Source organism: Pseudomonas sp. MF08831 (genome assembly GCF_059862645.1).
In genome coordinates this window covers 1-19752 of the sequence record NZ_JCBCUX010000005.1, presented here as the reverse complement: position 1 = coordinate 19752, position 19752 = coordinate 1, and the positions used below count along the sequence as shown (strand labels likewise).

The 19752-nt window shown below is 60.9% G+C and carries 16 protein-coding genes; 9 read left to right on the top strand and 7 right to left on the bottom strand.

The window, feature by feature from the left end; genetic code table 11:
- Positions 1–5 precede the first annotated feature (5 nt).
- A complete protein-coding gene (locus AC19YS_RS11800) occupies positions 6–1376 on the top strand; it encodes a GntT/GntP/DsdX family permease (protein ID WP_106578515.1) in 1371 nt (456 codons plus the stop codon).
- A gap of 3 nt (positions 1377–1379) precedes the next feature.
- On the opposite strand, the gene AC19YS_RS11795 is transcribed toward AC19YS_RS11800, so the two are convergent.
- A complete protein-coding gene (locus AC19YS_RS11795; protein ID WP_500601774.1) occupies positions 1380–2669 on the bottom strand; it encodes an MFS transporter in 1290 nt (429 codons plus the stop codon).
- A 185-nt stretch (positions 2670–2854) separates the two neighbouring features.
- Between AC19YS_RS11795 and AC19YS_RS11790 the strand changes: the two genes are divergently transcribed.
- The 4 genes from AC19YS_RS11790 (at position 2855) to AC19YS_RS11775 (ending at position 8138) form a co-directional block, all read left to right on the top strand.
- A complete protein-coding gene (locus tag AC19YS_RS11790; protein ID WP_106578513.1) occupies positions 2855–4273 on the top strand; it encodes a short-chain fatty acid transporter in 1419 nt (472 codons plus the stop codon).
- A 203-nt stretch (positions 4274–4476) separates the two neighbouring features.
- Positions 4477–6177 (top strand): acid phosphatase, encoded by a 1701-nt coding sequence (locus tag AC19YS_RS11785; RefSeq protein WP_500601773.1) that lies wholly within the window; start codon positions 4477–4479, stop codon positions 6175–6177.
- Between the two features lie 122 nt (positions 6178–6299).
- Positions 6300–7469, top strand: a complete 1170-nt coding sequence (locus AC19YS_RS11780) for a hypothetical protein (protein ID WP_200624304.1) — start codon at positions 6300–6302, stop codon at positions 7467–7469.
- A 144-nt stretch (positions 7470–7613) separates the two neighbouring features.
- The gene (locus AC19YS_RS11775; RefSeq protein ID WP_200624303.1) at positions 7614–8138 is read left to right on the top strand and encodes an SET domain-containing protein; all 525 of its coding nucleotides are present in this window, start codon (positions 7614–7616) and stop codon (positions 8136–8138) included.
- Here the strand turns inward: AC19YS_RS11775 and can are convergent.
- The gene (gene can, locus AC19YS_RS11770; RefSeq protein ID WP_010213394.1) at positions 8135–8779 is read right to left on the bottom strand and encodes a carbonate dehydratase; all 645 of its coding nucleotides are present in this window, start codon (positions 8777–8779) and stop codon (positions 8135–8137) included. The genes AC19YS_RS11775 and can overlap by 4 nt on opposite strands.
- Before the next feature lie 139 nt (positions 8780–8918).
- Here can and AC19YS_RS11765 point away from each other — a divergent pair, with 139 nt between their 5' ends.
- The gene (locus tag AC19YS_RS11765; RefSeq protein ID WP_119736368.1) at positions 8919–9323 is read left to right on the top strand and encodes a serine kinase/phosphatase; all 405 of its coding nucleotides are present in this window, start codon (positions 8919–8921) and stop codon (positions 9321–9323) included.
- A gap of 119 nt (positions 9324–9442) precedes the next feature.
- On the opposite strand, the gene rimI is transcribed toward AC19YS_RS11765, so the two are convergent.
- Both rimI and AC19YS_RS11755 read right to left on the bottom strand, forming a co-directional pair.
- A complete protein-coding gene (gene rimI / locus AC19YS_RS11760) occupies positions 9443–9895 on the bottom strand; it encodes a ribosomal protein S18-alanine N-acetyltransferase (protein ID WP_003188286.1) in 453 nt (150 codons plus the stop codon).
- On the bottom strand, positions 9888–10631 hold the full coding sequence (locus tag AC19YS_RS11755; protein WP_500602030.1) for an energy transducer TonB: 744 nt from the start codon (positions 10629–10631) through the stop codon (positions 9888–9890). The genes rimI and AC19YS_RS11755 overlap by 8 nt, the downstream gene beginning before the upstream one ends.
- 187 nt (positions 10632–10818) lie before the next feature.
- Between AC19YS_RS11755 and mksB the strand changes: the two genes are divergently transcribed.
- From mksB to mksF, 3 genes are read left to right on the top strand one after another with little or no spacing between them, the layout of a single operon-like run.
- Positions 10819–12096, top strand: coding sequence for an Mks condensin complex protein MksB (mksB, locus tag AC19YS_RS11750; RefSeq protein WP_106578507.1), 1278 nt, complete (start codon positions 10819–10821; stop codon positions 12094–12096).
- Positions 12086–12793 carry an Mks condensin complex protein MksE gene (mksE, locus tag AC19YS_RS11745; protein ID WP_106578506.1) on the top strand — a complete coding sequence of 236 codons (708 nt, stop codon included), beginning with the start codon at positions 12086–12088 and terminating at the stop codon, positions 12791–12793. Before mksB ends, mksE begins: the two co-directional genes overlap by 11 nt.
- On the top strand, positions 12790–15630 hold the full coding sequence (gene mksF, locus AC19YS_RS11740; protein ID WP_106578505.1) for an Mks condensin complex protein MksF: 2841 nt from the start codon (positions 12790–12792) through the stop codon (positions 15628–15630). The genes mksE and mksF overlap by 4 nt, the downstream gene beginning before the upstream one ends.
- A gap of 171 nt (positions 15631–15801) precedes the next feature.
- On the opposite strand, the gene AC19YS_RS11735 is transcribed toward mksF, so the two are convergent.
- The 3 genes from AC19YS_RS11735 to AC19YS_RS11725 are packed head-to-tail and all read right to left on the bottom strand — an operon-like array spanning position 15802 to position 19367.
- Entirely contained in the window at positions 15802–18105 is a 2304-nt protein-coding gene (locus tag AC19YS_RS11735; protein ID WP_106578504.1) for a PqiB family protein, read from the bottom strand.
- Positions 18098–18721: a paraquat-inducible protein A gene (locus AC19YS_RS11730; RefSeq protein WP_200624302.1), complete on the bottom strand. Its 624-nt coding sequence runs from the start codon at positions 18719–18721 to the stop codon at positions 18098–18100. Before AC19YS_RS11730 ends, AC19YS_RS11735 begins: the two co-directional genes overlap by 8 nt.
- Positions 18708–19367, bottom strand: coding sequence for a paraquat-inducible protein A (locus AC19YS_RS11725; protein ID WP_145165466.1), 660 nt, complete (start codon positions 19365–19367; stop codon positions 18708–18710). Before AC19YS_RS11725 ends, AC19YS_RS11730 begins: the two co-directional genes overlap by 14 nt.
- Positions 19368–19752: the final 385 nt, after the last annotated feature.

Below are 19752 nucleotides of genomic sequence, written 5' to 3'. Positions count from 1 at the left end.
CCGTTTTGGAGTTATCGACTGCCGCGTGGATGGTTCACGACACCCGTCTCATGTTCTGCGTTCTGCTGGCCATCGCCAGCATCATTGTGTTGATCAGCGCGACCAAGCTGCCGCCATTTTTATCGATTCTGATCGGTACGTTTATCGCCGGCGTCGGCGCGGGGTTGCCGCCGGAAGAAGTCGCCAAGGCCTTCAGCAAAGGCGCCGGGGCGATCCTCGGTGAGGCCGGCATCATCATTGCTCTGGGCTCGATGCTCGGTGCGTTAATGGCCGAATCCGGCGCCGCCGACCGTATCGCTACCACCTTGCTCGGGCTGGGCAAAGGCAAGTCGTTGCCTTGGGTGATGGCATTGGTGGCGATGGTGATTGGCTTGCCGCTGTTCTTCGAAGTCGGGCTGGTGATGATGGTGCCGATCATCTTTGTAATGGCCAAACGTTCGAATCAGCCGCTGTTGAAAATCGCCATTCCGGCGCTGGCGGGCATGACCACCTTGCACGCCCTGATGCCACCGCACCCGGGGCCGCTGATTGCGGTGAGCGCATTGCACGCCGACTTGGGCCTGACCATGTTGCTGGGCTTCTGCCTGGCGGTGCCAGCAGTGATTCTCGCGGGCCCGCTGTATGGCAACTGGCTGTCCAAGCGCATGCAGGTGGATGAACCGGCCGACATCGGCGCGCTGTTCAGCGCACCGCCCAAGGCACCGCGCCAGCCGAGTTTCGGGGTGTCGTTACTGATCATTTTGTTGCCGGTGATTTTGATGCTCGGCAGCACCTTGGCCAAAGTTGCGATGGCGCCGGAAAACCCGCTGGCACTGACCTTGAAGTTTCTCGGTGAACCGCTGATCGCCCTCGGCCTGGCTGTCATCGCCGCCGTGATCTGCCTGGGATGGGCCGCCGGCATGCCACGCGCCGAGGTCGGCAATACGCTGCGCAAAGCCCTCGCGCCCATCGCCGTGTTGCTGTTGACCATCGGCGCCGGCGGCGGCCTCAAGCAAACGTTGCTGGATGCCGGCGTTAGCCAGACCATCAGTAAAGTCGCCGAAGGCGCGCACATGCCGTATCTGCTGCTGGCCTGGTTGATTGCCGTGGCCCTGCGCCAGGCCACCGGTTCGGCGACCGTCGCCACGACAACCACGGCGGGCATTCTCGCGCCGATGATGGCGGGTTTGGCGGCGACACAGAGTTCACTGGTGGCGCTGGCGATTGGTGCCGGCTCGGTGTTCTTCTGTCACGTCAACGACGCCGGGTTCTGGATGGTGCGCGAGTACTTTGGCTTGCAATTGAAGCAGACGATCTGGGTGTGGTCGGTGCTGCAAACCATCGTTTCCGTGGTCGGCCTGGTCGGCACGCTGTTGCTCTGGCACTTTCTGACCTGAGCCTCAGGTAACCAAGGTGTGGCGTTTGGCAAACAGCGCCACACTCGCCACCCCGACCGCGCCCATCACCACGCAATAGCCCACGCAAATCCACGGGCGCGTGGGCATCAGCGCGATCAGCAACAACGGCGTGGTACTCGCCCACAACGCGTAGGCAATGTTGTAGGTGAAGGAAATCCCCGACACTCGCACATGCGCCGGAAACAGGCCGACCATCACCGACGGCACCGCGCCCACCACGCCACAACTCAAGCCCGCCACGGCGTACGCCGCGCCCAGCCACACGCCGCCGTTGATGAGGCTCGCGTACAGCAGCGCAATCCCCACTGGCAGCAACAGGCTGTAGACCAGCACCGCGCGCCAGGCGCCGATGCGGTCCACCAGCAGGCCGGCGAGGACGCAGCCGATATTCAGAAAAACAATACCCAGCGCGCTCAAGGCGAAGGTGTGGCTGGGGCTCATGCCGAAGGTTTTTTGCATCAGGGTCGGGGTGATGACGACCAGCACCACCACGGCCGAGGTGAGCACGCAGGTGAGGATCATGGCCGGCAGCAACACGGCGCGATGGTCGCGCAGCACGGTGCGCAGCGGCAGTTCGGCGGCCGCCTGGCGGCGGGCCTGCATTTCGAGGAACACCGGAGTTTCACTGAGCCAGCGGCGCAGCCACACGCCGATCACGCCGAATACGCCACCGAGCAGGAACGGGAAGCGCCAGGCGTAATCGAGGATTTCGGCTGGGGTGAAGACTTGCGCCAGCAGCGTTGCAGTGAGTGCGCCCAGCAGGTAGCCGAAGGTCAGGCCGGCTTGCAGGAAACCCAGCGCGTAGCCGCGATGATGACGCGGTGCGTGCTCGGCAACGAAGGTCCAGGCGCTGGGTACTTCGCCGCCCACTGCGGCGCCTTGCAGCACGCGCAGCACCAGCAGGATCAGCGGGGCGAAATAGCCGATTTGCGCGTAGGTCGGCATGACCCCGATCAGCAGGCACGGCAACGCCATCATCAGGATGCTCAGGCTGAACACGCGCTTGCGCCCCAGGTGGTCAGCAAAGTGCGCCATCAGGATGCCGCCCAGCGGGCGCGCCAGGTAGCCGGTCACGAAAATGCCGAAGCTTTGCAGCAGGCGCAGCCACTCGGGCATTTCGGGCGGGAAAAACAGTTGGCTGAGGGTCAGCGCAAAGAATACGAAGATGATGAAATCGTAGATTTCCAGGGCGCCACCAAGGGCGGCCAGGCCCAGGGTTTTGTAGTCGGAGCGGGAAAAACGCTGCGCCTGTGGGGAAAAGGTGGCAGTCATGTGCAAGCTCGGCAGACAAACAAAATGGCGTGCAGGTTATGAGTTGAGTCCGGTGATGGCAATCGCGACGGATATATTTGTTTTACTCATGGATCGATGAAGATAACTGCATTCCCATATCAATGGCCGTAGCGGAACATGCCGTAAAACTGCCAACACCATAATAAATACAAGAGGAATGACTCGTGGCCGATGCTATCGAAGAAAGCCGCTATGCCCGATTTGCCCTGCGTTGCTCCAACTTTGCCGAACGCTGGTTTCCGGATTCCTGGGTGTTTGCCGCCCTCGCGGTGATCATCGTCGCCGTGGCAACCCTGGGCATGGGCGCCGCACCCACCGAAGCCGCCAAAGCCTTTGGTGACGGGTTCTGGAGCCTGATCCCATTCACCATGCAGATGGCCTTTGTGGTGATCGGCGGTTACGTGGTGGCCAGTTCGCCACCGGCGGTGAAACTGATTGACCGCCTGGCACGTATCCCCAAAAACGGCCGCTCGGCGGTGGCCTGGGTTGCATTGATTTCCATGGTCGCGTCCCTGCTCAACTGGGGCTTGTCGCTGGTGTTCGGCGGGTTGCTGGTGCGCGCACTGGCCCGCCGCACGGATTTACGCATGGATTACCGCGCAGCCGGTGCTGCGGCCTACCTGGGCCTGGGCGCGGTGTGGGCGCTGGGGCTGTCGTCGTCGGCCGCGCAATTGCAGGCCAACCCGGCCAGCCTGCCGCCGTCGATCCTGTCGATTACGGGGGTGATCCCCTTCACCGACACGATTTTCCTGTGGCAATCCGGGGTGATGTTGCTGGCGCTGATCGTGGTCTCGTTGATCATCGCCTACGCCACCGCGCCCGGCCCGAACAGCGCCCGTGATGCAAAGGCCTGCGGCGTCGACCCGGCGTTCAACCTGCCTAAGCTTCAAGCGCCTACCCGCCCGGGCGAATGGCTGGAACATAGCCCGCTGCTGACTATTCTGCTGGCGTTGCTGGCAGCCGGTTGGCTGTTCCATGAGTTTTCGACCAAGCCGGCGATCAGTGCAATTTCGGGGCTCAACACCTATAACTTCCTGTTCATCATGGTCGGCGCACTGCTGCACTGGCGCCCGCGCAGCTTCCTCGATGCAGTGGCGCGCGCCGTACCGACCACCACCGGCGTGCTGATCCAGTTTCCGCTGTATGGCTCCATCGCGGCGCTGATGACGGTAGTCAAGGGCGGCGACGGCCAAACCCTGGCGCACCATATCTCGACCTTTTTCACCTCAATTGCTTCACACGACACCTACGCGCTGTTGATGGGCGTGTACTCGGCGGTGCTGGGCTTCTTTATTCCGTCGGGCGGCGGCAAGTGGATCATTGAAGCGCCTTACGTGATGCAAGTGGCCAACGACCTGCAATACCACCTGGGCTGGGCAGTGCAGATCTACAACGCGGCCGAGGCGCTGCCAAACCTGATCAACCCGTTCTATATGCTGCCGCTGCTGGGCGTGTTGGGGCTCAAGGCGCGGGATTTGATCGGGTTTTCGTTTGTGCAGTTGCTGGTGCACACGCCGCTGGTGTTGTTCCTGTTGTGGGCGTTGGGGACGACGTTGAAGTATTTGCCACCCGTCATGCCATAACAGGGTCAGGGTGGAAGCGGGCTTGCTGGCAAAAATGCGCGGCGTCAGTGAACGAAACGGTTGGCCGACACTGCGCTTTGGCGAGCAAGCCGCTGCCCTATCTCGATCTGCGGCTTTAACCCGGCTGTCTTCTTTTCGTCACATTGCGTTGCTACCGTCCTGCGAAATATCTTGAAACAACCACCGCGCAGGGACTCCCAGCAATGAGTGACGAGCACGAAGACCGCCCTTCCCCCGATTCCATCGCCCAACCGCCGGTAGACACCAGCCGCCGGCGTTTCCTGGGGGGCGCGGCAGTGCTGGGGGTCGGCGCGACCTTGAGTGCCTGCGGCCACACCGGTGAAACACCGAGCACACCGGTGACGCGACCGCTCACACCTCAAGAGCTGGACAAGGCCTTGCACGACCAGGTGAAAACCGTGGTGGTGATTTATGCCGAAAACCGCAGCTTCAACAATTTGTTTGCTGATTTCCCTGGCGTGGAAAAACCACTCTCGGCACTCTCCGGCGCCGAGGCCCAGCAACGCGACCGCGACGGCAGCCTGCTGACCAGCCTGCCGCCAACCTGGGGCGGTGTGTTGCAAGTCGGCCCGCAAAGTGTCGATGGGGTGACCTACCCCAGCGAAGTGCAATTCCAGGAAAACCTGCCCAACGCACCGTTTGCCCTCAAAGGCCCGAACGGCGAAGACCTGCCTTTGAGCCTGGTCACGCGCGATTTGTGGCACGTGTTCTACCAGAACCAGATGCAGATCAACGGCGGTAAGAACGACAACTTTGTGGCCTGGGGCGATTCCGGTGGCCTGGTGATGGGCCATTACGCCCAGAGCCGTTATTCCTTGCGCCTGTGGGATGTGGCCAAGGAGTTTGTGCTGTGCGACAACTTCTTTCAGGGTGCATTTGGTGGCTCGTTTCTTAACCACCAGTACCTGATCAGCGCCACGGCGCCGTTTTATCCAAACGCCGCGCAGTCGGTGGCCAAGGCGCAGATTGCCACGCTGCAAAGCGATGACCCTGCCGACCCGCGCCTCAAGCCGCTGGACAAGTCACCCGCCAGCGCCATGACCGGCCCACCGCAGTTTGGCCCCAGCGCACTGACGCCGGACGGCTACGGCGTGAACACCCTCGCCCCGCCGTACTGGCCGACCTGGATCCGCGACCCGCAAAACCCGGATTACTCCAAACCCGACCTGCCCAACGTGCTCGTGCCGCAAACCCACGAACACATCGGCGACAAGCTGTCGAAAAAGAACGTCGACTGGGCCTGGTACGCCGGGGCGTGGCAAGCGACCCTCGACCAGTTCAAGGATTCGGGCGGCATCCCGAAAATCCCCAACTTTCAGTATCACCACCAGCCGTTCAACTACTTCAAGCAACAAGGGCCAGAAAACCGCGCCGAGCGTGATAAACGCCTGCGCGATGGCGGCTTGGGTGATGAGGCCAGCACCAACAAATTCTTCGCCGACGCCCAGGCCGGCAAGCTGCCTGCCGTGAGCTTCTATAAGCCTCAGGGCAACCTCAACATGCACGCCGGTTACGCCGACGTAGCCTCGGGCGATCGCCATATCGCTCGCGCCTTGAAAGTGCTGCAGGAAAGCCCGCAGTGGAAAAACATGGTGGTGGTGGTGACCGTCGATGAAAACGGCGGCTGGTGGGACCACGTGGCGCCGCCCAAAGGCGACCGCTGGGGCCCGGGCACGCGAATTCCAGCGCTGGTGGTGTCGCCGTTTGCGCGCAAAAGCACCGTGGACCACACGGTTTACGACACGGCATCGATCCTGCGTTTGATCACCAGGGTGTTCCAGCTGGAGAAACTGGACGGCCTCAAGCAGCGCGACGAAGCGATGATTTCCCGCGGCCAGACGCCCATGGGCGATTTGAGCAACGCATTGCAATTCAAGGTGTAGGTTTTCTTATCCAATAGCGACACGCCTGGCGATTTAGCACGCGGTTTTCCTGGTCAGCCGCTACTGTGTGGAGGTGGGCTTTCACCCCGCGCAGACGGGCTTTCGCTGACAAGGAACCAACTATGTTCAAACCGACCAGGCTGTCCTTCACCTTGGTCGCACTGCTGGCCAGTGCGGTCGTACACGCCGATATCGAAGTACCACTGGGCAGCACGCAACGCGTCACCCAATTGTTCGCGTTTCCCAATAATTGCAACGTGATCTGCTTTCGGCCATGGACGCTGGAGCAGACCGCCGAGCACTACCTGAACCAGAGCTTGCAGCGCGACGGGTACAGCCGCGCCAAAGTCAGCGTGAAAACCCATGACGGCGAGGTCGTGGCGACCTTCAGCGGCGTACCCGACCACTACGGCCAGCCCCTCACCACGCTGCTCAACACCGCAGACCTGGCCTACCAAGGCGCCAGCAAGCTCAACACCGACGGCAAATGGGCCTACAACTGGTACCTGTTCCTGCCGCTGGGCATGGCCCTGGAAAACCGCAAAAGCATCGAGCTGCTGCACTTCCCGCCGGATTACTCGCTGACCCAGGCCCAGGATTACCTGGAATCGGCCACCACCGATCGCTGGGCCACGTTGCTCACCGACAACGGCATCCCGGCCACCGAAACCCCGGCCTACCAGACCATCATCGATATCGCCCCCATCGCCGCGCCGTCCAACGCGGGCAAGGACCTGGAAACGGTTTACAGCTATTTCACCGACTATCAGACCCGCATGGTCAAGGAGCTGAGCCTGCACGCCAACGGCTCATTGCCGATGGTGGCGTTCGGTGCGCCGGTGCGCAGCTGGATCAAACAACAGTACGGTCAGACGGTGGCGGTGCTGGGCCTGGCGCAGATCAGCCCGACCGAAGGCAAACCCGTGTCGGTGCTGGGCGCCAACCACCCCAGCTACATCTGGTACGCGGCAGACCCTGCCACCTACGACGGCAATGAACAAAAAGCCGACGAAGCCGGCTTGAAGGTGATGGGCCAGGATTTGAGCGCTGCCTGCTGGCAAGCCGGCATCGGGCAGAAGCCCGCCAGCGATCCGAATGTGTTGCTAAAGGCGTGCATGAACACCTGGCAGGTCACGCGCAAGGAGCAGACCTGTGAGCTGTTTTACACCTCGGTACGCAACCTGACCCCGGAACAGGCCAACGCCAAATGCGCCACGCCTGCGATCAAGGCCCAGTTGAAACAGCTCAAAGGCGTGGTGCCGGCAGCGTCGCTCACCGCGCCAGCGCTATAAAACGCACAAACAAAACGGTTTCTACTGTCAGATTTGACAGTAGAAATCGAATTCAACTTGGGCGAGTCTGGGGCCGCACACATTCGCTGCAAGACTGGCCGTCAGACAACTCAGTAGGTCGATGCAGCCTAAGCCAGGAGAGTTATGAAAACTCAAGCCATGGATAAGGCTAAAACCAGCACAAAGGACTGTCTTTACCCTTTCAAAACCCTGCTTTTTGAACCGGGCTATCCTTCGACCGAGCAATTCCAGCCCATTCAGGACGCTAACGGATTGCCTGCCGGGGTCAAGGCTCGCATCGCCTTCGACAGCCGTGTGCGCATCGCCAAGGTTTCCGGCTACGCCGTGGGGGAGCGGCGCCCGCATACGCTGCAGCTGTCACCCCGTATCCACCTGTATGACTCCTGGTTCTGCGGCCTGTTGATGCACTCCTGCGACCCGAATGTGTTTTTCGACACCACAGACCTGGAGCTCTGGACCATACAGCCGATCGCTCCCGGCACCTTGCTGACGCTGGATTACGCCAGTACCGAGGACGCGCTGCCCCAGCAGTTCGCTTGCCTGTGCGGCGAGCTGAACTGCCGGGGCTGGATCACCGGCAACCAGGAGCCGTTAAACAGCGAAGGTCAGGCGTTCATGGCCCGGTGGCGTGAACGCAAAAGACCTTAGGCTTCGCCCAACGGGCGCAGGCGGTATTGCGGCGGCAGCTGCTCAAAACCACTGATGGTGGTGTTCAAGCTTTTCCAGCGGCCATCCTTGATGCCATAGATGCAGCCATGAATCGACAGGCTCTGCCCACGGTGCCAGGCGTTTTGCACAATGCTGGTGTGGCCGACGTTGGCCACTTGCTGAATCACGTTCAGCTCGCAAAGGCGATCGACGCGCTCTTCTTCGGTCGGCAGCTGGGCCAGCAGGTCACGGTTTTCGTAATAAAGATCACGAATAGTCCTCAGCCAGCCGTCGATCAGGCCGAACTGGCGGTCCTGCATCGAGGCGCGCACACCGCCGCAGCCATAGTGGCCGGTGACGAGGATGTGTTTGACCTTGAGCACATCGACTGCGTACTGGATCACCGACAGGCAATTGAGGTCGGTGTGCAGCACCACGTTGGCGACGTTGCGGTGCACGAACAGATCACCCGGCAACATGCCGACGATCTCGTTGGCCGGTACGCGGGCGTCGGAGCAACCGATCCACAGGTATTCCGGGGTTTGCTGGCGGGCAAGCTTGGCGAAGAATTCGGGATCTTCCTGTTTGATCGCGTCCGCCCAGCGTTCGTTGTTATCAAGCAGGTCTTGTAGTTCGTTCATCAGGGAAAGCCTCAGGAATGATGCGCAGCTGTGTGACAGACAACCGCTCGTCCGGGTCACGCCAAGCCGTAATTAGCTTGAATCTTTAGGGCGCCGTGCCTGTCCACACACTATAAGCCCCACAGTATGAGGATTGGCCATGACTGAATCACGACGTCCCTACGGCGCTACGCAGCCGGAACCGATTGACGATAACGAAGACCGCATGGGCTCGATGCGCGAGCTGGATTTTGACGAGGACGGACCGACCGCGGAAATCGGCGATGAGATCCCGGCAGGCGAGCGCGAGCACCTGATGCCCGACGAACGGGTACGCGAAGCCGGAATGACCGGGGCCTCTACGCAGGACCATGAGCCGACCGACGACGATATGAGCCCCGAAACCCTTATCCATGAGGACGGTGCGCGGGATGCGCGGGAGGAAGGCGAGGATAACCCGGCGGATTACGATCTAAGCATCGTCGATGAAGATGAGATCGGCGGCGGCAACGGGCTGGATGAGGCTGAGCTGGCCGACATCGACCCGGTCGACGGCAACCGCTGATACAGCGCGGTTCAACATGTGGGAGCGGGCTTGCTCGCGAATGCGATTGGTCAGTCAGTAAATCTTTGACTGATGCACCGTATTCGCGAGCAAGCCCGCTCCCACATTGGCCTGTGTATTCAGTCCACTAACGTGCAGGCCATCACAACGGCATCTTCGCGGCCACCCACGGCGGGGTAGTAATCGCGCCGACGGCCGATTTCGTTGAAACCGTAACGTTCGTACAGGCGAAACGCCCCCGTATTGCTGTCGCGTACTTCCAGGAAGCACTCGCGGGCATTGGCGGCATAAGCGCGGGACATCAAGTGTTCCAGCAACGCCAGGCCCAAACCCCGGCCCTGGTTTTCCGGCTTGACGGTAATGTTCAGCAGATGCGCTTCATCGAGGATGATCTGCACCACGCCGTGGCCTACCTGCTGCTCACCTTCAAACATCAACCAGATCTGGTACTTGCCCAAGCCGTCGAGAAAAATCCCGCGGGTCCAGGGATGGCTGAACGCCGCGTATTCAATCTTCAGTACAGCGTCGAGGTCCGCCTCGGTCATTGGGCGGAAAGATAAAGCTTCACTCATCGGTACTTTTCCAGCGCGCCATCAGCCGGCGCATGGCTTGCCATACATCAGCCTTACGCTGTGGCTCTTCCATTAATAATTCCAGGCCCGGCAGGGCCCACACCGACCCAAGGCCGTCGACCTGCAGTTCACGGTACCAGGCCTCGGCATTCGCCTCGCCGGCAAACCGCACGGCGGGCAGGCCGATCAACCACAGGCACACGCACGGCTCGTCTTCGAGGCGCGCCGAAACAAAACCTTGCACAAAATCCCGCGCGGCTTCCGGGCCCTGGTCCATGTTGCCACGCACCAGCAGCGGCCAGCGCACCGGGTCGCCGACGATTTTCGGGCTGTCGGGCAGGCCGGCAGCACGCAGCATGTCCTTGAGCAGCATGTAAGCCGGGTCGCGCGTCTGGAAGCGCTCGCCTGTGGGTAACTCCACCAATAGCAGACAACGCCCGGCCCGCAGCAATTGCAGGGCAAAGCGCGGCGGCGGCACCACCGGCGCCTTGGCCACCGGCGCAACCGTTTCGGCCACCACCGGCTTGGCCATTGGCGCCGGGCGCGGCACTTCGACCTTCACCCGCTCGACGACAGGGCGCGATTCAGGCGTGGGCTTGACCACGGCCACCGGCGCAGCCGCCTCTTCCCCCGACACGTCGAACGCCTCATAAGGCTCAAGCGCCTGCAGCAGCTCGGGCCGCGATGGGGCGGCAAACGGCAGTTCGGTGCGGGGCAGCCAGTTGACCACCTGCATGGCGGTCAAGTAAGCGCGACGTCGGGACTCGATAAGCACAGCTCGGCCACTTGTGGATAACTAAAGAGCGGGGATTCTACCGCTGTTCGGTAACAATCGCCCACTGTGCACTGACCGGCTGTGGATAAATCCCGCGCCTGATGCAGTACAATCGCGACTTTTAATCGCCAACCAGCCGGCCATTCCCATGATCGAACCCAAGCGCGTCCTGCGCGCCCTCGCCGAACACTGGGCCTTACTTGAGCCACTGTGCGAACACTTCGACCAAGGCACCTTGAGCCTTGGCGAACTGCGCGCGCAACTGGCCGCCCAACAACTGGACAGCACGCCCCAGGACATCACCAGCCTGCTGGACGTGTGGATTCGCCTGGATATCCTGGTGCCTGTCGCCAAGAGCCCGAACCGTTTCGAGCTCAACGCACAGATCCACGATTTCCTGGCCTATCTTCGCAAGGAGCACCGGCTTGGCCTGTGCCTGGAAATTGAAGCCTACCTGCGCCACCTCGAGCGCCTGGCCGGCTACATTCAGGACGCCTTCGACATCCGGGATGGCCACGACCTGGCCCGCCAACTGCGCCTGTTGGACATGCGCGTACGCGATGTATTGAAAAAACTCGCCAACGACGAGCAAGCCCTCGCGGCCGTGGCCGACCGCGCCAAGACCAGCGACCGGCAGATTCCGTTGCGCCAGCGGTATGCCGAAGTGCTGGCGACCTGGGACGAATACGTCGAGCCGATGATCCAGCTGGTGAACGCCGACGGCGCCTTTGAACAAGGCGTGCGCAAGGTCGAAAACGTGCTGTTGCGCATGCTCACCGAGCAACAACGCCTCGGCCACCTGGTCGATGACGACATGCTGCTGCGCACCCACGCGCGCATCCTCGAAATGCAGACCAGCGCCCAGCTGACCTTGCGTCATGCGCGCGAACTGCTGCTGCCGTTGCGTGAAGAAGCACGCCGGCACAACGCCGTGACCCGTGGCGCCGCGCTGGCCTTGTCGGCCATCCGCCGTAAAGGTCTGGACGCCGTGCCGCAAGCGGCGATGCCGATGTTCACGCGACCGCAAAGCACCTTTCTCGGCAGTGCCAGCCAGGTCGAGGCCTATGTGTACGCGCTGGCGAATTTCGAGCCGAAACCGGCGCGTTTCCCCAAGGCGCACAAATCCCACAAGGGCGACGCCCAGCGTGCACCGCGCACGGTCAAGGAAATGCTCGAGCGCTGCGAAGACGCGCTGCCGATGCCAGACCTGATGACCTGGCTGCTGGAGCAGGAACCGGACGGTGCCACCGACGAATTGTTGTACTGGTTCTCGCGGCTCTCGCGTGAAAAACGCTTCAAGCGCGAACGCCTGGAACGCCGCGACTACCACACACACGAGCACCAGGTCAGCCTGCGCTCCTTCGCCCTGCTCCCGGCCGGCACCGATGCCGCCGAGCATTCTGCGAGTACACCTCATGCATCTTGATCTATCCGAACTGTCCCAGCTGGCGCCGATCTTTCGCGAGCTGTTCAAGGGTTACCACGTCAGCCGCCGCGACCCGGAGCTGTACGCACAGCTGTCGAACTTCCAGGACCAGTACCGCACGCTGTTCAAGGCGTTGGGCTTTGAGCTGGTGTGCGATACACGCGGCTTCTATTACTTTGTGCCGGACTCGGCGATTGCCAGCGCGCAAGTGAACAAGACTGCCCAACGCCTGGCGCTATTCACCTTCATCCTTGTCGAGCACCTGGCCGACCAGGGCCGCGACCCGATCGCCGTGCTCGACGGCGGCAGCCTGGGCCGCGACGAATTGCCGTCGTTGCTGGAGAAGTACCGCGATCTGTTTATCCAGGCCGAAGTGCAGACCCAGGAAGAACTTGAAGAAAAAATCATGCGCCGCATGACGCAGCTGGGTTTTGCCAGCGAAGACAACGGTGTGTATCGCTTCCTGCCGCCGATGCACCGTTTCCTCGACGTGTGCCTGTCGGTGCAGCAGGACCGCGACCTCGCCGCCAGTGTGCACAGCGTGCTGCCTCTGCCGGCGCCGGTGATCATCGACGAAGACAGCGATGAAAAACTGCTCAAGACCGACGACCCGCTGGACTTGAGCGACTTTGACGAAGACAGCGAAGAAGACGCCCTGGCCCGCGCCATTGCCGAAGAACAGGAGACCGACGCATGAGCAAGGAACGTTACGGCATCCGCCGCTTCGCCCTATTGAACACCGCCGGTTACAGTTTGGGCCTGTTCCCGCTGGAAGAACCGTTGTCGGTGTACGGCGCGAACAACCTGGGTAAATCCGCCTCGATCAACGCCCTGCAGTTCCCGATTCTGGCGCGCATGTCGGACATGAGTTTCGGCAAGTACACCCTGGAGCAATCGCGGCGCTTCTACTTTGCCACCGACACCAGCTACATCCTCGTGGAAGTCTCGCTGCCCCACGGCCCGCACGTGATCGGCGTGGTCGGGCGTGGCCCGGGCGGTGGTTTCGGGCACCAGTTCTTTGCCTACGCCGGCAAGCTGGACCTGGCGCATTACCAGAAAAACGACACTTGCCTGCGTCAGAAAGAGCTGTTCACCAACCTTGAGCGCGAAGGCCTGAAAGCCTACGAGCTAAAGCCGGACGAACTGCGCCGTTTGCTGGTGGGCGGCCACACTTCGATCCCGCTGGACCTGACCCTGATTCCGCTGCGCTCCACCAGCGAGCAGAGCCTGAAAACCTTCCGCGCGCTGTTTATCAACCTGCTGCACATGCGCGAAATCACCGCGGCCAAGCTCAAGCAATTGTTCCTGGATGCCTTTGAACACAGCCTGCGTTCCGGCAGCGTGGACTACATCGCGGCGTGCGAAGAAGCGTTCCGTGATGTACGACGCATGGAGCAGGATTACAACTCGCTGGTGGCTGCCGGCCCGTTGGTTGAGGCGTTGGCCAATGGCGTTCGGCAGCGCGATGTTCTGCGCGGCAAACTGCATCGCCTGTCGCCCTTGCTGGATTCGTTGCTGGGCACCTGGTCGGACTACGCCAGCGCGCGCAAGGAAGAGCTGACGATCCAGGCCGAGCATTACCGCAATGAGCAGGACGCGCTGCAAAACGATCAGCGCGGTGGCACCCAGGAGCTGATGCGTCTGGAGCGGGAAATCAGCGGCATCCAGCGTTGGCTGGGCGAGCTGTCAGTGCTCAAGCATCGCTTCGCCCTGGTGGATGACGTCAAGGTGCTGGAGCAGCAGCTGCTGGCGGCCAAGGATGCTCACGATGAATTGGCCGGCGCCCTGGCGCAGTCGCGGCAGTTCAGCGCCGAGGATTTGGACGAGCGCTTGCGCGATCTGGAAAAACGCTTGAAGTCGGTCAAGCAGCAGCTCGACCACGCGGACAACAACAGCTACGCCAAACTGCGCGAAGAGTTTTCGCAGCAGGATGTCGAGCGTCTGATGCGCCTGTTCAACAGCTCGTTGTTCAGCCTGCCATTGGGCGAGCACGGCATTACGCTGGATGAGGACGGCCAGTGGGTCAAATCCCTGGAGCAGATCCTCGACGGCTTCAAAGGCGAGCGTTTCGAAGTGCCTGGGCTGTCCATCGACATCTCGCACATTGAGCCACCGGCGTTGCAGGCCCTGGCGGACCGCGCGGCGTTGCGCGACCAGAAAGAGCGCCTGGAAAAAGAACTCAAGCAACTCAAGACCCAGCAGGCCGTAGCCTCCGACCGCGCAGCCAGCAAGACCCAGACTGAAGCGCTGTACCAGCAAGTGCTGGATGCGCAGAAAGCGTTGGAGGACTTCCGTCGCGCCCAGACCCTGAGCGCTGAAGAAGGCGAGAAGCTGGAAAACCTGGCGCAAATGGAAGCCGCCCAGGATGAGTTGAAGCGCTCCAGCGACGCCTTCACCGAACGCGTGCAGCAGCTGTCGGCCAAGCTGCAATTGGTTGGGCGTCAGATTGGCGATATGGAAGCCAAGCAACGCACCCTGGATGACGCGTTGCGCCGTCGCCAGCTGCTACCGGCAGACTTGCCGTTCGGCACGCCGTTCATGGACCCGGTCGATGACTCCATGGATAACCTGCTGCCGCTGCTCAATGACTATCAGGACAGCTGGCAGGGTTTGCTGCGCGCCGACGGCCAGATCGAAGCCTTGTATGCGCAGGTTCGCCTTAAAGGCGTGGCCAAGTTTGACAGCGAGGATGACGTTGAACGTCGCCTGCAACTGCTGATCAACGCGTATGCGCACCGCACTGACGAAGCCCTGACCTTGGGCAAGGCGCGCCGTGCAGCCGTCACCGATATTGCGCGCACCCTGCGCAATATCCGCAGCGACTACGACAGCCTGGAACACCAGTTGGCCTTGTTCAACCGCGAGATCAACAAGCGCCAGGTGTCCAACCTGCAAAGCTTCCGCATTGTGCTGGCGCCGAACAAGGAAGCCCTCAAGCATATCGACCAGATCATCCACAGTGCCGGTCAGTATGAAGAAGGCGAGACGTTGTCGGTGTTTGACCTCAGCCAGAGCGCCGAGCAGGACAACAAGAACGAAGAGGCCAAGGAATATCTGGCCCGCCTTGTGGCCGCCAACCATAACCAGTTGGGCCTCAAGGACCTGTTCGAGCTGGCGTTCGAGATCACCAAGGTGCATGGCCAGCCGGTGATTCACACCGACATCGACGGCGCGGCATCCAACGGCACCACCATGACCATCAAGGCGCTGACCAACATGTACTTGTTGCTGCACTTGATGGACCGTGATCAGGCCGGGCGCGTGCGTTTGCCGTACTACCTCGATGAGGCAGCGGACATCGATGAGAAGAACCAGGCGGCGCTGCTGGAAACCAGTTTGCAGCTGGGTTTTGTGCCGATTCTGGCCAGTGTGAAGCCGCAGGTGTCCGCCCAGGTGGCGATCGACCTGGAAGGTGGCAGCGGGCCGAACGGCATCTACATTGATGAGGCGGACTGGAAGTACATCCGTCGTCACGATGCAGTGAAGGCGACCGTGAATGTGCAGGCGGATGAGCCGGAGCTGGATGAGGTTTGAGCCACTGAGCTGAAATGCAAAAAGGCCCCTGGGTGAGCACCCAGGGGCCTTTTTTTTCGCCGGTTATGGCCTCTTCGCGGGCAAGCCCGCTCCCACAGGTGACCGCATTTCTACAGGATAAATGCGCTTGAATATGGGAGCCGGGCTTGCGCGCGATGGCCGCGCCTCGGTTTACTTGCCGAGCGAAATCTTAGGCGCCCACGTCAGCCATTCATCTTCAAACTTGTCGAACAGCGGGAAGGTCTGCTGCGGCCGGGCAGCATTGCCCATGCGCTCGCCGTCTGGCGTGGCGAACGCGATACCGCCGGCGACCAGTGTCTCCAGGGATTCAGTGCGCACTGTCGCGCCTTTGAACAAGCCGAAGTCGAGACCGAAACCGCTGGTGTTCCAGAAGCGGCTGCCACTGCGCACCAGTGGCGCGTACTTGGGCTCGATCAAGATATGGATCAGCACGCGGTCGGCGGTTTGACCCAGCTCGTAGCCGGTGACTTTGCCGACGGTGACCTCACGGTAGGTGACCGGCACGCCTTCCTTCAACGAGCCACGGCGTGCGGCGCTGAGTACCAGGCTCAGGCCTTCCTCCTGACGGGCCGCCTCCGGTGGCTTGTCCAACGCGACGAAGCTCTTTTGTGGGCCGGCGTTTTTCGCAGATGGCTGCACCTCGATGTATTGGCCCGTGACCAGGGTTTCCAGGTTCGAGGTTTTCATCAGGCCCAACTCAGGCTTGACCACCCAGAACTGGCTGCCGGCGCGGGCGATCCGATCCGCCACTTGGGTGATGCGCGCGCTGAGCAACACCGACTGCATGTCGGCACTGAGGTCGACGCTTTCAATCTTGCCCACGTCCAGGCCTTTGAAGCGTACCGCGGTGCCGGGGCGAAGGCCGTCGGCACGATCGACCTTGATGGTCACCAGCGTACCGTGTTGATTGGCGGCCTCGCGATCGGCAAACAGACGGAAGCGCGGGATACGTTTTTTCAGCGGCACGTTCGGTTCCGGGGTTTCGAAGGCAATACCGCCGGCCATCAAGCTGGCCAGGGATTCACTCTTGACCTGGATGCCCCCGGTGAGCCCGCCTGTCAGCGTCACGCCGCTGGCATTCCAGAAGCGCGTCGAACCGTTGACCAGGTTTTCGTATTCCTTCTCGATGTGGACACCGATCACCAATTGCTTGTTCTTGCGCGAGAACTGGTAGCTCTGTACCGAACCCACCTTGACCTGTTTGTAGAGGATCGGGCTGCCGACATCCAGCGAGCCTAGGCTGTCGGTGAACAACACCATGTGCAGGCCGGGGGAGCGCAGGTCCAACGGTGGTGCCTTGGCCCGAGCGACGAATTCGCGCTGCGGCGCACTGCCTTTGTCGCCAGGGCGAATGGCGATGTAGTTACCTTTAACCAACGCTTCCAGGCCGGTGATACCGGCAAGCGAGATGGACGGTTTGACCACCCAGAACTGGGTGTCTTGCACCAGGTAGTCTTCGGCAAGCGGGTCGAGGGTGAGCTCGGCATTGGCGCTGGACAGGTCAGGGTCAATCTTCAGGGTCTTCAGGCTACCGACCTGAATACCTTTGTACATGACCGGTGTGCGCCCGGCCTGCAGGCCTTCGAAGTCGGTGAGTTTGACCTTGACCTTGAGACCGGCCGCCGCTGCGTCGAAGTCTTCGTACAAGCGAAACGGCAGGCTTGGATCGGTGGGAGGGCTGTCCTTGCGGTTCTCGGGTGTAGCGAAAGCGATGCCGCCGGCAACGATGCTCGAGAGCGACTCGCTGCGCACCTTCACGCCGGAGAGGTTGGCGTCGATGCTGATGCCGCTGGCGTTCCAAAAGCGCGTATGTTTGCGCACCAGGCTGGCGTAAGTGGGCTCGATGTAGACCTTGATCTCGACCGTACTCTGGTCTTCGGACAGCAGGTAGCTTTTGACCTGGCCAACCTGAATCTGCTTGTAGAACACCGGGCTGCCACGGTTGAGCGAGCCCAGGCGATCGGCCTTGATGGTCAGGTGCAAGCCGGGCTTGGCGTCGGATAAAGGCGGCTCTTCGGAAAGGGCCTTGAATTTGCGCGACGGCTCGCCGTCGCCAGGGCTGGCCGCAATGTAGTTACCCGAGACCAGGGTTTCCAGACCGGTGATACCGGCGAGGCTGACGCTGGGTTTGACCAGCCAGAAACGGGTGTTGGTCTTGAGGTATTGCTCCACATCCTTGTTCATCTCGATGGTGGCGATCACCCCGCGATTGTTGCCCTCGTCATCCAGGGCCAGGGTCTTGACCTTGCCCACGGGCATGCCTTTGTAGACCACTTCGGTCTTGTTGGCCTGGATGCCTTCGCCACTTTCAAAGCGCACCTGGATCTCGATGCCTTGTTGGGAATAGGCACGCCATCCCAGCCAACCACCGATGATCAGGGCTATCAGGGGCAACACCCAAATGGCCGACCAGTTGGAGGCCGGGCGGGTTTTAGCTTTTGGCAAATCACTCATGGTCGTCGTCCGACTCCGTGTTGTCCCAAATCAGTCGGGGATCAAAAGTTACTGCGGCAAGCATCGTCAAGATCACCACACTGGCGAACGCTGCAGCACCGAGATTAGCCTCGACACTGGCAAGTCGCCCAAAGTTAACAACCGCTACCAGGATGGCGATCACGAAGATATCCAGCATGGACCAGCGGCCAATGAATTCGATGAAGCGGTACATGATAATCCGTTGTTGCGCGGACAGCGGCTGGCGACGCTGCACCGAGAACAACAGCAGGCCAATGCCCACCAGCTTGAATGTCGGTACAAGAATACTGGCAATAAACACCACAGCAGCGATAGGGAACATGCCGTGCTGCACCAACTGGATCACGCCGGCCATGATGGTACTTGGATCGCCCTGGCCAAGGGAGTTGATGGTCATGATTGGTAACAGGTTGGCGGGGATATACAGGATCGCCGCCGTGATCAGTAACGCCCAGGTACGCGTAAGGCTGTTGGGACGACGGGCGTGGACCAGCGCACCGCAACGGGTGCAGAGCTGCTCATCGGTGTCGGCTTCTTGCTTGTTCAGCTCATAGCATTCGGTACAAATCAGAATGCCTGCATCAATCGCCCGCATGATCATCCTCTCCTGACAACGCTTGCCAGATCTGGTGGGGCGACATCACCACCTCAAGCAGCACCTGAACCATTAATAGACTGACGAAACAGATAAGCCCCAGGCCGACCGTGATGGAGGCCATGTCGGCGAGTTTGACGATCGCCACGAGCACGCCCATCAGGTAGACCTCCAACATTCCCCAGTCTTTCAAGTGATGGTAAATGCGGTAGAGCAACAACCCATAGCTGCGGCCGATCTTCCAGCGAATGCTCAGCAGCACAGCCAATTGGCAGAGCAATTTGAGCAATGGGATGCCCATGCTGCACAGAAACACGACTGCGGCGACGCCTTGCATGCCGGTATCGAACAGACCTACAACGCCGCTCCAAACGGTATCCTCTGAGGACTGCCCGAGTAGATTGAGCTGCATGATGGGTAAAAAGTTCGCGGGGATATACAGCAAAAGTGCGGCGATTACCAAGGCGAGGCTGCGCTCAACGACATTGTAGCGGTGAGCATAGAGCTCATAACCGCAGCGTGGGCATTGAGCCTTTTCGCCTCGAGCGAGCGTGGGCTTGCGCATCAGCAAGTCGCACTCATGGCATGCCACCAGATCGTCCAGGGGTAAATCCGACACCGCTGGGGTATCAACCGGATCGGGCATAGTTAGGGCTCGAACTCTAAAAAAGGTTAGGTGCCTATTCTAATGGTCTGGTTCAGAAATAACTGTGCAAATTTGTCGGACGGATTGAACCGCTGGTCAAGCGGGCCGTCGCGGCATGCGGCGCAATAATGGGAGGACGTAGCGTTTGCTGATATTGGCGATTTCGGGGAGAAGGTTGGGCTTTTGCGATGATCGGGTTATTCAGGGAATGCGCGTTTTGTTGGTGCACTTCGTTCGCAAGTACGCTTGCACTTGCGCTTTTCGACCGCCCAAAACAAAGCCCCTGTTTGCGTTAGCAAACAGGGGCTTTGGAATTTAATCTTGACGATGACCTACTCTCACATGGGGAAACCCCACACTACCATCGGCGATGCATCGTTTCACT

What these genes read in the sequence shown, in the direction of transcription:
- AC19YS_RS11795 (WP_500601774.1), bottom strand. Translation starts at nt 2,669, where the DNA reads ATGACTGCCACCTTTTCCCCACAGGCGCAGCGTTTTTCCCGCTCCGAC.
- AC19YS_RS11785 (WP_500601773.1), top strand. Translation starts at nt 4,477, where the DNA reads ATGAGTGACGAGCACGAAGACCGCCCTTCCCCCGATTCCATCGCCCAA.
- AC19YS_RS11780 (WP_200624304.1), top strand. Translation starts at nt 6,300, where the DNA reads ATGTTCAAACCGACCAGGCTGTCCTTCACCTTGGTCGCACTGCTGGCC.
- AC19YS_RS11775 (WP_200624303.1), top strand. Translation starts at nt 7,614, where the DNA reads ATGAAAACTCAAGCCATGGATAAGGCTAAAACCAGCACAAAGGACTGT.
- can (WP_010213394.1), bottom strand. Translation starts at nt 8,779, where the DNA reads ATGAACGAACTACAAGACCTGCTTGATAACAACGAACGCTGGGCGGAC.
- AC19YS_RS11765 (WP_119736368.1), top strand. Translation starts at nt 8,919, where the DNA reads ATGACTGAATCACGACGTCCCTACGGCGCTACGCAGCCGGAACCGATT.
- rimI (WP_003188286.1), bottom strand. Translation starts at nt 9,895, where the DNA reads ATGAGTGAAGCTTTATCTTTCCGCCCAATGACCGAGGCGGACCTCGAC.
- AC19YS_RS11755 (WP_500602030.1), bottom strand. Translation starts at nt 10,631, where the DNA reads ATGCAGGTGGTCAACTGGCTGCCCCGCACCGAACTGCCGTTTGCCGCC.
- mksB (WP_106578507.1), top strand. Translation starts at nt 10,819, where the DNA reads ATGATCGAACCCAAGCGCGTCCTGCGCGCCCTCGCCGAACACTGGGCC.
- mksE (WP_106578506.1), top strand. Translation starts at nt 12,086, where the DNA reads ATGCATCTTGATCTATCCGAACTGTCCCAGCTGGCGCCGATCTTTCGC.
- mksF (WP_106578505.1), top strand. Translation starts at nt 12,790, where the DNA reads ATGAGCAAGGAACGTTACGGCATCCGCCGCTTCGCCCTATTGAACACC.
- AC19YS_RS11735 (WP_106578504.1), bottom strand. Translation starts at nt 18,105, where the DNA reads ATGAGTGATTTGCCAAAAGCTAAAACCCGCCCGGCCTCCAACTGGTCG.
- AC19YS_RS11730 (WP_200624302.1), bottom strand. Translation starts at nt 18,721, where the DNA reads ATGCGGGCGATTGATGCAGGCATTCTGATTTGTACCGAATGCTATGAG.
- AC19YS_RS11725 (WP_145165466.1), bottom strand. Translation starts at nt 19,367, where the DNA reads ATGCCCGATCCGGTTGATACCCCAGCGGTGTCGGATTTACCCCTGGAC.